The organism is Legionella lansingensis (assembly GCF_900187355.1).
GTDB classification, from domain to species: domain Bacteria; phylum Pseudomonadota; class Gammaproteobacteria; order Legionellales; family Legionellaceae; genus Tatlockia; species Tatlockia lansingensis.
Genome location: NZ_LT906451.1, coordinates 109,155 through 123,454 on the forward strand (window position 1 = coordinate 109,155; position 14,300 = coordinate 123,454).

The following is a 14,300-nucleotide window of genomic DNA, read 5'->3' on the forward strand; positions in this document are numbered from 1 at the left end:
GAGGTTCTCTCAAGCTCTCATCTCCGTCTCTAAAGGAGGATCATGAAGCAAGCGTAGGCTGGGCTGTGAAGCCCAGCGGGGGATCCATAAGCAATAGGAACAACAAATGAATTTTATTTCTCTGCCACTACTGTCGGAAAAATATGACATTCATCAAAATAAAATCTGATCCTCTTAAACCCCGCCAATTGCAATTGCTCTTCTGTTTCTTGAGTGGAGCTAAAGCATTGGAATTTAGCATGGATGATATCAGCAAAAATAATCCGTTCTAGTAACAGATCCTTCGGGTTAATTTTTTCGAGTAACCATTCGCTATTGTGGTGAGCATGAGGTGGGTAACTCAAAAAGCTTGTTACGAGCTTGCCACCTGGTTTTAATGCTGTATGGAATTGGCGATATAAATTAACCACCCTGTCCTTGTCAGGTTCGTAGATATTCAAACCATTACTTGAGATTAAATCAAATTCATTGTGTAGGTTAATATGCCAGGCATCTTTCTGTATGAATGTTGCAAATTGCGACACACGTTGTTTTTTAGCCAAGTCTTGTGCATCTTCTAGTGTTTGTGGATCGTAATCCAACCCAACTAACTCAATCTGGTCTATATTTTTAAAATTCAAATACAACAGCTCGCCCATTAAACCACAAGGAATAGATGCAAGCTTAGCGCCATTATGAACTGCTTTTTGATTTTCTCTAAGAAAGATGGCAAAACGCTGCTGGGTGGCTAACATAATCGGACCCCGATCCAAAATGAATCGCTCTAAAACGGTAAAAGGCATACCACGATTATTTTTTCCTGTTTTGCGCCCAAACCACGGATGCGTAAGCATATAGTGTGTCCAGTAGCCATTAACTCCCTGGTTTTGTAATAAAAATTGGCCGAATTCAAATTCGCTTAATTCATGAAGAATGTTAAGTTGCTCTGCCACAGTGACATGTTCTTTATCACCGCATTCTTTGATTCTTTCGCTGATTGCAGAAATGGTGTCTTGCAGATTTGTTGCGACTGATCTGTGAGAAATCAAACCCTCTTTTAGTGACATCATAGCTCCTGCTTGACTTAAAATTTAACCAGGGACTCTAATGTGCTTCATCCCAATCGTGACCTATACCAATTGCTACCTGTAAAGGAACAAACAGCTGTGCAGCGTGCTCCATTAATTCCCGAATTGTTTGCGTGGTTGATTCGACATGGTCTTTATGTACTTCGAAGATGAGTTCATCATGAACTTGCATGATCATGCAAGAATGAGGATTTGCCTGTGTGCTTTGCCATTTAGCAATGGCTATCATGGCTTTCTTAATAATGTCAGCGGCTGTGCCCTGCATTGGTGCGTTAATGGCCATACGTTCAGCCGCTTTTTGGCGTACCATGTTACGCGTATTAATTTCAGGCAAGTGCAGACGACGACCAAACAGTGTCTCAACATAGCCTTGTTCATGCGCCAACTGTCGGGTACGTTCCATATATTTAAGCACCCCAGGATAGCGTTTAAAATAGGAGTCCATATAGTTTTGGGCATCCTGACGTTCGATCCCTAGTTGCTTAGACAACCCAAAAGCTGACATACCATAGATTAAGCCAAAATTGATGGCTTTTGAGCGTCGGCGTTGCTCATGACTGACTTTATCTAATGGAATTTGAAAAATTTCACTAGCGGTCGCTGCGTGAATATCCCAACCCATGGTAAAGGCCTTAATTAAATTTTCATCTTGAGAGAGATGAGCCATAATACGCAATTCAATTTGCGAATAATCTGCCGCAAGCAAGACATGATCCGGTGGGGCGATAAATGCTTTACGAATCAAGCGTCCCTCTTCATTACGAATGGGGATATTCTGCAAATTAGGCTCACTAGAAGATAATCGTCCTGTGGCAGCAATAGCTTGGTTATAGCAGGTATGGACACGATGCGTGATGGGATTAATGCATTTAGGTAGAGCATCGATATAGGTACTTACTAATTTACTTAAGCTGCGATATTCAAGGATCACAGCTGGTAGACGATAATCAAAAGCAAGTTCCTGCAGCACCGATTCGGCAGTCGAAGGTTGTCCCGTAGGTGTTTTTTCAACAACAGGCAACTTAAGTTTATCGAAAAGAATTTCTTGCAGTTGTTTTGGTGAATTTAAGTTAAATGGTTTTCCAGCCAACTCAATGGCTTCTTGTTCAAGAGCAAGCATGCGTAATTTTAAGCGTTCACCATGTTTTGTTAATGTTTTCTCATCAATTAAAACCCCTCTAAACTCCATGTCAGCAAGTACAGTTAGCAATGGTATTTCGATTTCTTTGAGTACGGTTTCTAATGGTGCATCCAACATTGGATAAAGCTTGTGGTGCAATCTTAAGCTGACCTCTGCTGCACCTGCTGCATAGGGAGCTGCTTGCTCCACAGGAATGGTGTCAAACGCTAACTGTTTTACTCCTTTACCGACAACATCTTCATAACTGATGGTTTTTTGTCCTAGATATTTTAGAGCCAAAGAATCACGATCATGTTTACTGGCACTGCTATTCAATACATAGGATTCAAGCATGACATCAAAGGTAATTCCCTTAAGTGTAATGCCATATTTCTTCAGAACATTGTAGTCATATTTCAGATTTTGCCCGATTTTTCTTATGGCGGGAGCCTCTAAAATGGATTTCAGGGTATTTAATACCATTTCTCGCGACAATTGCAGGCTGCCGTCTTTATGCGCCAGAGGGATATAGACCGGTTGCAGGTCTTTAGCAGCCAAGCCAATGCCAACGATTTCAGCATCTAGAGCATTGATATTGTTGGTTTGCGTGTTTATGAAAAATTCACTAGAGGCGTTCAATTTGCTAATAAGTTCTGCAAATTGGTTTTCCGTATTGATTACTGAAACGCTGATTTGCAATGGTGGGACTAGTCCATTACTTGCAGCTTCCACTTCTTCTTCATCTAATAATTCTTTTAGCCAACCTTTAAACTCCATCTCACGAGTTAAGGAGATAAGACGTTCGCGATTGGCTTTTTTGATCGTTAAATCCGCTAAAATAAGCGGTAAATCCACGTCAGTCTTAATAGTAACCAGTCTTTTTGATAATGGTAAGTACTCTAAACTTGCGCGTAAATATTCACCAATCTTGCCACTGATTTTATCGGCGTTAGCTACTAAATGATCTAGAGATTGGTATTCTTGCAGCCACTTGGCGGCTGTCTTTGGACCGCATTTAGGCACGCCGGGAATATTATCGACGCTATCACCAATTAAGGTGAGATAATCAATGATTTGTTCAGGACTAACCCCAAACTTGGTTTTGACATTGTCAACGTTTAAGACCTGATTTGTCATCGTATTAACTAAAGTCACATGCTCATTAACCAGCTGGGTCATATCCTTATCACTAGTAGAGATCAAGACTGATTGACCTTGTGCTGTGGCCCAATGGGCTATGGTACCAATAACATCATCAGCTTCTACACCCTCAATCATTAAAATAGGTAAGCCCATGGCATCCAGCAGTGTTAGCAAGGGTTGAAATTGACAGCTTAAATCATCAGGCATTGGTGCACGGTGAGCCTTGTATTCCGGATACCAATCATCTCTGAATGTTTTTCCTTTTGCATCAAATATGACAGCGATTTTCTCTGGTTTGTAATCCTTTAATAGGCGCTTGACCATATTAGCGACACCATAGATCGCTCCTGTAGGCTGGCCTTTGGAGGTGGTCAGCGGAGGTAGTGCATGAAAGGCACGAAAAAAATAAGAAGATCCGTCAATAAGAATCAAAGGTGCCGTCATTCAATCTGTCTCTTGTTGTGCTAAACGCTGACTAAGCTGGTCAACTTTTTCGCTTAAATTCTTTAAATTTTTACGCATCAAAGGGATGCGTGAGAGAGATAATTCCTGTTCGATTGCTTTATCTTTGGGGCGAGCAGGATTACCCAGATACACATTTCCTTGTTTTAGATGTTTTCTTGGTGGAACACCGGCGCGAGCGCCTAAGATTACGCCATCGTCAATATGTACGTGATCACTTACGCCAACATTGGCGGCAAAAATGACATTGTCACCACTGGTGGTACTCCCTGCAATGCCAGTAAACGCACAGAGAATATTATGTTTTCCGAGTTTTACTCCATGAGCAACTTGCACTAAATTATCAATTTTGGTACCTGTACTAATGACTGTGGCACCCAAGGTGGCTCTATCAATCACCGTGTTGGCACCTATTTCCACATCATCTTCAATCACTACATGTCCTACATGAGGGACCTTTAAATGGTGATTATCTACAAAAGTATAGCCAAATCCATCCGATCCAATCACTGTTGATGCATGAATAGAAACACGAGAACCGATTTGACATTGATCGTAAATGGTTACGTGAGGATGAATAGTGGTGCCGGAACCGATAACCACATTTTCACCGATGTGGACGTGACTTTTAATGATGCAATCGTCACCAATGGTTACCCCTGACCCAATGACAACATAAGCGCCGATATTTACATTGTTACCCAAAATGGCATCTTCAGCGATGATGGCTGTGGAGTGGATATGGGGACGGGGTTTGGGGGATGGATAAAAATGATTCAATAATTGAATAAAGGCTTTAAAGGGATGAGCAACTTGAATCACAGGTTTTATTTCGCTGGTGATGGTACTGCTAACTAGGATCGCTGTGGCATCTGAATGCTCTGCTAATTGCAAATTCTCATCTCCATCCACAAAAACCAAGGAACCAGCAACAATATTATCAATCGGGGCTAAGGAAGAAATATTAATTTTTTCATCACCAATCACCGTACCATTAACTAAAGCGGCTATCTCATACAACGAAACATTCATTAAAGTACCTTATAATCGTGCAAAATATCGCGATTATAACTCGATGCTGCTTTAGTTGCGAATCTTTATCTTTTACTGGGTGCGATTAAAACGGCGGTTTTTCGGCCTGAGGAGCCATGATAGTGGCGTCTAGAAGGCTTTTGCATCATCTAAAGGCCCTTCGAGGACCTCAGGATAGGCTTCGAGACGGCGTAAACGCCTCCTCAGCCCGAACGGAATTTTTATAATAAGTCGCACTTTTCAACGCTTTTTATATCCTTCGTAACAGTATCGCGGCGTTTGCACCGCCAAAAGCAAAATGATTCGATAAAGCGATATTAATCGGTTGTTTGCGAGCATGATTGGCTACATAATCCAAATCGCAAGCGGGATCAGGTTCGTGTAAATTGATGGTGGGTAACAATGTATCGTGTTGTAAACTTAATGCAGTGGCAATAATTTCCATTGCCCCTGCTGCACCAATGGCATGGCCTGTCATTGCTTTTTGTGCCGTAATAGGGATTTCATAAGCACGTTTACCAAAGACTGCTTTGATGGTTTCCGTTTCTGTAACGTCATTTAATTGAGTGCCTGTACCGTGAGCATTAATGTATTGAACATCGCCAATAGTAAGCTTGGCGTCGTCTAATGCATGATGAATAGCGCGGACTTGACCTTTCATGTTAGGCGCGGTGACATGATAAGCGTCGCAGCTGGCGCCAAACCCGATAATCTCCGCGTAAATTTTAGCCCCCCGTGCTTTTGCATGCTGCAATTCTTCCAGAATTAAAATACCAGCACCATCTGCCATCACCAAGCCGTCGCGGTTTTTATCAAAAGGGCGGCAAGCTAGGCGAGGATTTTCGTTTTGTGTGGACATGACGCGTAACCTACACCAAGCAGCCATGATTGTTTCCCAAAGTAGGGATTCTGTTCCCCCACACAAAGCGATAGGCAATTGACCATGGGCAATTTGTTGATAGGCATAGCCTATGGCTTCTGCCGAAGATACACAAGCATTAGAAATGGTTGAATTGGGTCCTCCAAGGCCAAAAGCGATAGCAATGTGATTTGCCACCGAGTTTGGCATGCCGCGAATGACACTTAATGGAGGAACTTTTTTCCAACTTTGAGTAAAAAAGAGTTGATAAGCTCCTTCCAACTCGGGTGTTCCACCCAAACTCGTACCAATGTACGTGCCGGCCTTATTCAATTCCGCAGGCGTTAAACCGGATCGTTCAATCGCATGATGAGCACAGAAAAGCGCGTATTGAGCGACTCGAGGATAGCGTTTTGAGTTGGCAAATTCTGGCAAATGAGCCATAGAAAGGTTTTTAATTTCGCCGGCGATTTGTGTTGGATAGGGGGAAGGATCATAAAGCTGAATACGCTCAATTCCACATTGACCATTAATTGCTGCTTCCCAGAAGGCTTCCAGTCCATTACCAATGGAAGAAACTATCTCCATCCCAGTGATTACAACCCTTTTTTTCATTCCTTCCCCTTTGGCGCTTTCCCGTCGCAAAATTTTAAAGCCAAATACTAAAGGTGCTTTGGAAAATCTGTCAAGCGCAATTCTTCATCTGGAACACTGTACTTGCTATTCAAGCCTGTTTTTTCCCACAAATTAGCATCTGATTTTGTTGGAGAAGATGTTTATAGAGTTTTTGCACCAGCTCTCCGGCATGATCGTTCTCTTCATTGGTTGCGCTGTTAAATAAAGCACTGATGATGACTTTGTTACACGGCACATACATATAGAGCGCCCTATACCCTAGTGTCTCGCCTTCATAAAACCAGTAACGACCAATGTCGGCTTGATATCTTTGTGAGATCCCGAGACCAAATCCATAAGGGTCGTTTGCATTGGTGTGTCGAAGAGGTAAACCAGAAGATATAGAGATCAACGTTTGCATTTTTTCCTTCTGAGCGCTGTTCAGTAACTTATCGCCAAGAAACAATTCTTCTACCCAATGAACAACATCTTCACTATTGGCAATAAGAGCACCAGCAGCACCAGCCCAGCTCAAGTTATTTTGGCTAACATCCTGACCTAGCAATTCCGGATTCTCATAAACGTTATAAGAGTATCCTTTGACCAAGCGTTTCTTTATATTACCAGGATAATCAGGCACCGGATAAAAGGTGTTTTGTAAGTTAAGTGGTTTAATGATCTTATCAACGATGAGATTTTGGAAAGGAGTGTTGTAGGCTTGGGTAAGAATTAACTCCACTAACACATAGCCGGTATTGCTATAGAAATAACCTGATTTACGCGGTGGATTGAATTGCTCTGAGTAAACCAGATTAATTAAATCTTGTTGCCTCCAGTAGTGCTTTAAGTTTTTACTCATTAAATAATTCATTTTGGGGGACTCCGAGTAGTTGGGAATCCCACTACTCATATTGAGTAAGCTGGTTAAATTTATTTCACCCCAATGAGAATAATCAGAGAGATAATGACTCAAGCTTCTCTGGAGCTGAAGCTTGCCTTCACTTTCGGCAAGTACAGCTAGAGCGGCGGTAAATGATTTGGTAATGCTACCGATGTTAAAAAGATCAGTGCTGGTAATAGGTGAGCTATCGGCATCCAAGTCGTGATGACCAGCCGCATAAGTATCTATTTTACCTCTTGTTTTGATAGAAACCTGAATGGCTGAAAACAACTCCGTTTTACCATATTTTTGTAAGTGCTCCTGGATAATTGTGTTAATGGTGTTTTTACGGTTAGGTTGTTGTTGGCTTTGTGGCGTTGCTATAGCGGCCATTGTTGTGGTGGAGATTGCCAACAAAACTGGAAATAACCATTTCATTGATTTGCCCTTCGAATAACGTTAGTAAAAAGTTGCTAGTAATAGACTCTAGAAACTGAGTGATTAAAGCTAACATGAATTGAAGAAGCGATGCAATGAAGGATAAAAGGAAAAAAATTTACCCCTTCACTAGGGAACATCCCTAGGATTAAGCAGCAGGAGAAACGATTAATCTAGCTTCAGTAACCTCAGCCTCTGGTTTTTGAATCCAGGCAGTTAGATCCGTTTCTCTATCAGTGGGTGCAGTACTAAAAAAGAAGGTTGTCTTCGCTACATATTTTCGAGCTGCACCGATAAATAGTCCTAAACCGCCAAATAAAACAGAGACCATCATAAAGACATCAGCAACCAGACGGCGTGTACTATGGCGATGGCCAAATTCATGTTGTGCTGCTTCAACAATGGCATCGGCCTGCTTGCTGACAGGAAGGTCTGAGAGACGTATGTCTACTGCTTTGCTATAAAAGCTCTCTAGTGAACTCGTGTATTCTTTGCCTAGTTTATTGTCCTGATTAAGAGCAACCTTCTGTTGACGAAACGTTTCCAATGTCAGCAAATCTTCCACCAACTCGTGAGAGAGTTTAGTTTCAGGTCTGTTTTGGAGCGCCTGCCAAAGCCTGGGATCTTTGCTTGGTAGATTGTAAATCGCTTCACCTATGGTTTGCCGTGCTGCCCAACCTTCAACAGTAATATAAAATTGATTTTCTTTGCTTCTTTTTGCGAACTCTGTTTCAAACTTTGCACTGAATTCCTTAGGCAATTTATCAAAGAATGCCTGCAGATTATTAAATGCTTTTGTCTTGTCTTTAGCAGCTGCAGTGTCATATTGACGAATATGCAATTGCCAGGCTTTCTGCAATGCCCCGCCAAAAGTGGCAGCATGTTTTGCCTGCAAATTTTTGGATAACTTCTCATAGGTGGTTTGCAGGATGGCAAACTGTTCCAAGTCAGGGGTTTCGCTAAATACTTTTTGTTTGCTTTCATAATCAATGGACGCTTTTAATTCCTCTATTTCCTCTTCCGCGGTCGCAATTTGCTTAGCAATGGCGGTTTGAAAAGCAGGCAGGGTTGAGGCAGTGTCTTGTAGACGAATTAAAGCCTGCTCTTTTTCCTTAAGTGCAGGCGTGGTTCTGAATTCCTCTGTGGTACTTAAAAAGAGTTCAACTTGCTGTTCTAGTTCTGCTAACTTGGCGATTTTTCCCTTGGGATTATCTTCGCGCCTATGAAATTCACTTGCTTTTTCGGTAAGAGCTTCCTTCATACGTTTGCGTAAGTCGTTATCTTTAAGAATTCGAAACAGTAGAAAACTGCTGTCTGCATCGTCTATTTCTTCCAAGCAGATGGTAGCCAGTTGTACACCATTCATTTTTTGTAGAGTTTCATCACTGATCGGATAAAAGGCATGACTATCAAACGTTAGGGTTTCGCCTGTTGATGGCTTTAATAACTTCGATAATTGTTCATTCGCTTGAGTGAACTCCCGCAGTCCTTTTTCCAAACCATCGAGTAAAGCCCCCATCTGTTCTTCGCTGCTTAACTCGGGATGCTTTTTTTGCACGGCTTGTTGATTTTTTAATGCTTTCAGGGCTTGCATAACAGCAACGCTCTGAACGGAAAACTGCATCATTGTTTTCCAGAAAGAGTCTGCATTCTGATGGTTATATTCTGCCACAGCCTTCTCATAGGCTCTTAGTCGGTTAGTAGACCAGGTTTTAGGATTAAACATAAATAAGTATCGCAAAATCGTACTTTCGCGATATTGGGGAACGAAAGCATGCCCCATATCTAGTTCATTGTCTCCTGCGTAATATTTAACCAGCATGTTGTCGGAGGTAAGAGGATCATGTTGCCAAAAATTACATATCTCTGCTTGTTGTGCGATAACATCAATATAATGATTAAATAGCTCCGCTAATTTGTCGATATCTAGTTGCTGATAATCAATCTTGCCTTCTTTTGCTCTAGATAAATACGTCATCCAGTTATTTACTAAAGCAGGAAAAGGAATTTCGCTGTCGACGGTTAAGACACCCTCCTCAGCAATCGAGGAGATGTGCATAGAGTTAGAAGCGCTCTTTGAGTCAGAAGGAGAAGAAGTAAAAATAACACTGAAGTACATATCTTCATCTGGTTTGACATTTTGCTTTTGCTCTTTTTCTTGCAATATTGTCGTCATATTTATTCTATTGAGTAGATGCTGTGCAAAGATTTTTGCGACATCAGCATAATTGCCATCTTTTCCAAAAGTCACATCACGAAATGCATCAATGCCAAGGTAATCTGCTAGCTCTGTTTTTGTTTCTTGATCCACTAAATCAACGGGAATTTTACCAAGTGCTATTTGCACGATCTCAAGCATTACATCCTCTGGTTTTTCTCCCATGGCTTCGAGTACAACTCGCCCTTTTGCAGCGATGGCTGTAGGAAGACCACGTATATTGCGATAGTTATCAATATAACCTTTAGTCCATTTTTTGATATTCAGAAGGCCTTCATATTCTGCGGGAGAGAGAATATCCTTATTATTATCGGGTGAGGCAAAATGGCGAAATGCATCACCCCAATCAATACGAGCAAATTGGTTGGCTGTTGTTTGTGAAGAATCGGATTTTTGTGAATGCAAGCGAACGATGTTGCCGCTATGGACACTAAAGGCGCTCAATACAATAGAGAAGAATAGAGCGAAGGAAAGACCATAATACTGCCCATCTTTGGTTAGCATAGGATAGTAAGCAGGACCATTCAGCATTTCTAGGAAAAGATTACGATCAGAACCATCTCTATAGCCAGTTCCAATAATTTTCCATAATTCGGTGAAGGACATTCTAGGTTGAATTATACCGTAGGAACCATCTTCGAAACGAATAACGTCGGCACAAATAAGAGAATTTGCATAGCCTGGTGGGAATTTTCCTGCACGTACTAATGGCTCTATTAAGCGCGCTTTGAATTCTGTAAGTAAAAGACCTGCAAATAATTCAGTAAATAATTCCTTCTTCTCTTTGGGTAGTTTGATGAAATATTCTTTACCATCGGTCCCACGATAAAAACCACCTTTATTTTTACCTGCGGTTTTATCATCGATTTTTGTTAATTCAATTTCTTCATAAATAATAGTCATGACGGCAACCTGAAATAAAAATCGATGAGAGTGCCATATTAATAAGCAAAATGGAATATTAAGAAACCTCAAACGAGACTGTTTATTTAACTGTGTTATTCCTGCGTAGGCGGGAATGACACAGTTCGGTAAACGCTTCCAGCTTACTGCTCTTGGCCAAAATAAGTTTGATATAAATTGAGGTAGGAACCATCCTTTTCAATCGCTTGTAGCTGGGCGTTAAGTTGTTGCACGAGCTGATTGTTCTGCGGCAAGGTCATGATGGCTATTCCCTCGCCAACGATAGTAGGTGTTCCTAGTAATTTAAATTGTCCCCCGCCGTTTTGTTGCCAATAAAGTGCAGTGGATTCATGAATAAATGCCGCTGCGATATTCCCTGTACTTAAAGCGTTGACTAGATCTTCGATATCATCGAAGTCGATAATGGTAAATTGGCCAGGAAAATTTTGGTTTAAATAATTAGCAAAAACACTGCTATCTTGCTCTCCCTTGAGCACCCCCACTTTCTCTCTGGCTAAGTCGTTTAGCGTTTGCAAAGTGCTTTTGTTCGAAATCAAGAATTGTCCTTTGCTTAACATGTAAGGGAGGGTAAATATGTATTTTTTCAGCCTCGCCTCCGATATCACAATGCCGCCAATGGCAAGATCAATGGTGCCATTATCTAAGGCAGGAAATAACTTATTAAAATCCATTGGCATCAATTGACACGGTGTGTTAATTTTTTGACATAAAAGAAGAATTAATTCTACATCAAAGCCCTGATTCATCGAGGTCACAAAAGGAGGATCAAAAAAGACAGTACCAACTTTGATATCAGCATAGGTAGAAGGAAGGTAAAGAGAGAGAAAGAATGCCAATAAGGCGGTCCTGAATTGTTTCATGATTGCCATCCTGTGCGTCAATCTCTAAAGTGGTAAACTTCTTTTACATTAAGTGTAGTCAAACCCAGCATTTTTGTGAGAGCAAGAAAATATTTCAGCGGTCATTTCAGTCGCAATGGCGTTAAGTTAAGCTTAATTTCTAACCCGTTCGGGATGAGTCCTTCGAGAACCTCAGGATGCGCGAGCGCAGCACCGTCTCGAAGCCTCTTTAGCAAAGGCCCTTCGAGAGAGCTCAGGACAGGCTTCGAGACGGCGTAAACGCCTCCTCAGCCCGAACGGATCGGTGTGAATTTAAATACTCCTTAACTTAACGCCATTGATCTCAGTCGGAGGATGTCTATTATAGTTGGAATGTCTCTGCCATTTTGTCCACAGGAATTAACCAAAAGTCACTCGCGTTTATTGTTGTAAAGCCATAGCGAGTATAGAGATTAAGGGCATTACGATTGGATGTTTCCACATCAAGCGTCAATTTGGTTTTTCCCTGAGTCAAGGCATGATTAATACAGTAAGCAAGCATTTCACCACCCCAGCCACGACCTTGGTGCTGAGGGAGGATAGCAATATCAGACAGAATGGCCCCTTTCTCCTGCCAATGAATATGAGCTTTTCCCACTGGCTTCTTCTCATGCAGGGCTAACATTAAAGTATAGTTATTGTCGTTGAGAAGCATTTGAAAGCGTGTGGTCATATCCACCTGTTGACCTGAAAAGCAAGCTTCGTCAATAGCACATAAAGCAGGAATGTCACTAAGATCCGCTTTGTGAATCTCTAAATTGGGAGCAGGAATCAGAATGGGCTCATAGCTATTTCTTTGCATCTGATATTCACTGTGGCAATAAAAAAAGCCACGCTGTGTTAGCCAGGTGTTATCTTTTAAAGAAGGCATTGAAAAAATGAGACTTTTAATTTCTTTAGCCCGCAATAATGGCAAAATCGTTTTCAATAATTGTTTGGCTATCCCTTGTCTGCGATGTGAGGGGGAAACCAAAAGACTTACTTCACAAGCATCACTATAGAAGAAGTAGATGCTTAAAAATCCAATTAACTGCTCATCCTGAAGGAAGAGCACATTATTTTCGCTCGTTCTTTTTTGCGTTAATAAATGATAATACAACGCGGGTATACCGCCATCGTAATCCTGACATAGTGCAGCCAGTGTTTCCACTGACTGTAGTTGTTTTTCATCCAGTTGGGTATTGCTGATGATCATGATTTTCTTCTTAAATAAATTAAGTATTACATAATTTGGTGACTTTTTTTAAATATCTTTATTCATCAATTTATTTTCGCCATCGTCAAAGAGTAAGATCAAAATCAACCCATCCAAAAAAAAACGATAAACAATAGCGTTAAAGCAAAGAGCAAGGGGTTTACTGGTTGCCGCGTCATTAGTTTTAATACTGTATAAAGAATAATACCGCCGCCGATACCATCAGCGATTGAGGATGTGAATGGAATCATCATGATTGTAACCATGCAAGGAGCAATTTCTGTAAAATCCGTCAATTTGAGATCAACAATATGTTTCAGCATACAGCAAGCCACATAGAGTAGTGCAGGGCCTACAGCATAATTTGGAATCATCTGTGCAAGAGGAAAGAAAAATAACATCAGGATAAAGCCCAAGGAAATAATCAAGGCAGTTACACCAGTACGTCCTCCTGCCTCAATGCCAGCAGCTGATTCTATATAAGGGGATGTGCTCGCCGAACCCAAAAGCCCTGCTAATGCTGAAGCGGCAGCATCTGCTGTTAAGCTTTTACTCAATCGCTGTTGGTAATCGACGTAGTCTCTGAAAACAGATTTATTAAGTAAACCAATTAAAGTACCCGCAGCATCAAAAACAGCGATAAGAAAGAAAGCGAAGATGGCTTTAATTGCACTCATACTGGTTAGACCAGAGAAATCAAGCTTGAGAAAAGTGGCTTGCATTGAAGGCGGCAGAGCAATCAATCCCTGCCAATGCGTTAAGCCTAGTAATAAGCTGAAAAGACTCGTTGTTAAGATGCCGAGAATGATGGCAGCGGGAATGTGATAATAATCCAAAAGAAGAATCAATAAAAAACCAAATAAAAATAAGCCAGTTTGTGGGGTAATAAGATTCCCAAGACTCATTAGCGTATGTGGATTAGCGACAATAAGTTGATTGGTGCGTAAAGCGATTAATGCTATTAATAAACTGATACCAATGAGAATGGCAATCTGCAGATTATAAGGAATGGATTCAATTAATAGTCTTCTTAGCGGTGTCAAACTAATAAGCAAAAACATCATCCCTGAAATAAAGACCATGGCCAAGGCATGCTGCCAGTCGATCCCCATGCCTTGAACAACACCATAAGCAAAATAAATATTCAGGGCCATCCCAGGTGCTATACCGATGGGTGTGTTTGCTAATAGTCCTATTAAGGCACAACCAAATGCGGTGACCAAACAGGTAGCCGTAAATACAGCCCCTGTATCCATGCCAGCATCATGTAAAATGGTTGGATTGACAAAGGCAATATAAGCCATGGTTAAAAATGTAGTTATGCCCGCAAGAACTTCTGTTCTTAAGGAAGAACCGTTCAGTAAACGAATTGGTAGGAAGGTCATAGGTAGTTGCTTAAGACGCAAAAGTTGATACTACAAAAGTTAGGTTGGGCTTGCAATAAAGACAGACTGTTCACCGAACTCTGT

General features: G+C 41.2%; 9 protein-coding genes. All 9 read right to left on the minus strand.

What is annotated here, in order from left to right; genetic code table 11:
- Positions 1 to 113: 113 nt before the first annotated feature.
- On the minus strand, positions 114 to 1,049 hold the full coding sequence (locus CKV79_RS00485; RefSeq protein ID WP_231950154.1) for an SAM-dependent methyltransferase: 936 nt from the start codon (positions 1,047 to 1,049) through the stop codon (positions 114 to 116).
- Positions 1,050 to 1,083: 34 nt separating this feature from the next.
- Complete coding sequence (polA, locus tag CKV79_RS00490) at positions 1,084 to 3,774, minus strand: DNA polymerase I (protein ID WP_028372351.1); 2,691 nt, start codon at positions 3,772 to 3,774, stop codon at positions 1,084 to 1,086.
- The gene (gene lpxD, locus CKV79_RS00495; protein WP_028372350.1) at positions 3,775 to 4,824 is read right to left on the minus strand and encodes a UDP-3-O-(3-hydroxymyristoyl)glucosamine N-acyltransferase; all 1,050 of its coding nucleotides are present in this window, start codon (positions 4,822 to 4,824) and stop codon (positions 3,775 to 3,777) included.
- 250 nt (positions 4,825 to 5,074) lie between these two features.
- On the minus strand, positions 5,075 to 6,298 hold the full coding sequence (locus CKV79_RS00500) for a beta-ketoacyl-[acyl-carrier-protein] synthase family protein (protein ID WP_028372349.1): 1,224 nt from the start codon (positions 6,296 to 6,298) through the stop codon (positions 5,075 to 5,077).
- Between the two features lie 109 nt (positions 6,299 to 6,407).
- Positions 6,408 to 7,616, minus strand: coding sequence for a serine hydrolase domain-containing protein (locus CKV79_RS00505; RefSeq protein ID WP_197697232.1), 1,209 nt, complete (start codon positions 7,614 to 7,616; stop codon positions 6,408 to 6,410).
- A 148-nt stretch (positions 7,617 to 7,764) separates the two neighbouring features.
- Entirely contained in the window at positions 7,765 to 10,737 is a 2,973-nt protein-coding gene (locus CKV79_RS00510) for a LepB GTPase-activating domain-containing protein (RefSeq protein WP_028372347.1), read from the minus strand.
- Between the two features lie 143 nt (positions 10,738 to 10,880).
- A complete protein-coding gene (locus CKV79_RS00515; RefSeq protein ID WP_035914877.1) occupies positions 10,881 to 11,618 on the minus strand; it encodes a transporter substrate-binding domain-containing protein in 738 nt (245 codons plus the stop codon).
- Positions 11,619 to 11,958: 340 nt separating this feature from the next.
- Positions 11,959 to 12,831: a GNAT family N-acetyltransferase gene (locus tag CKV79_RS00520; RefSeq protein WP_028372345.1), complete on the minus strand. Its 873-nt coding sequence runs from the start codon at positions 12,829 to 12,831 to the stop codon at positions 11,959 to 11,961.
- 104 nt (positions 12,832 to 12,935) lie between these two features.
- The gene (locus CKV79_RS00525) at positions 12,936 to 14,216 is read right to left on the minus strand and encodes an NCS2 family permease (RefSeq protein WP_028372344.1); all 1,281 of its coding nucleotides are present in this window, start codon (positions 14,214 to 14,216) and stop codon (positions 12,936 to 12,938) included.
- Between the last annotated feature and the right edge of the window lie 84 nt (positions 14,217 to 14,300).

What these genes read in the sequence shown, in the direction of transcription:
- CKV79_RS00485 (WP_231950154.1), bottom strand. Translation starts at nt 1,049, where the DNA reads ATGATGTCACTAAAAGAGGGTTTGATTTCTCACAGATCAGTCGCAACA.
- polA (WP_028372351.1), bottom strand. Translation starts at nt 3,774, where the DNA reads ATGACGGCACCTTTGATTCTTATTGACGGATCTTCTTATTTTTTTCGT.
- lpxD (WP_028372350.1), bottom strand. Translation starts at nt 4,824, where the DNA reads ATGAATGTTTCGTTGTATGAGATAGCCGCTTTAGTTAATGGTACGGTG.
- CKV79_RS00500 (WP_028372349.1), bottom strand. Translation starts at nt 6,298, where the DNA reads ATGAAAAAAAGGGTTGTAATCACTGGGATGGAGATAGTTTCTTCCATT.
- CKV79_RS00505 (WP_197697232.1), bottom strand. Translation starts at nt 7,616, where the DNA reads ATGAAATGGTTATTTCCAGTTTTGTTGGCAATCTCCACCACAACAATG.
- CKV79_RS00510 (WP_028372347.1), bottom strand. Translation starts at nt 10,737, where the DNA reads ATGACTATTATTTATGAAGAAATTGAATTAACAAAAATCGATGATAAA.
- CKV79_RS00515 (WP_035914877.1), bottom strand. Translation starts at nt 11,618, where the DNA reads ATGAAACAATTCAGGACCGCCTTATTGGCATTCTTTCTCTCTCTTTAC.
- CKV79_RS00520 (WP_028372345.1), bottom strand. Translation starts at nt 12,831, where the DNA reads ATGATCATCAGCAATACCCAACTGGATGAAAAACAACTACAGTCAGTG.
- CKV79_RS00525 (WP_028372344.1), bottom strand. Translation starts at nt 14,216, where the DNA reads ATGACCTTCCTACCAATTCGTTTACTGAACGGTTCTTCCTTAAGAACA.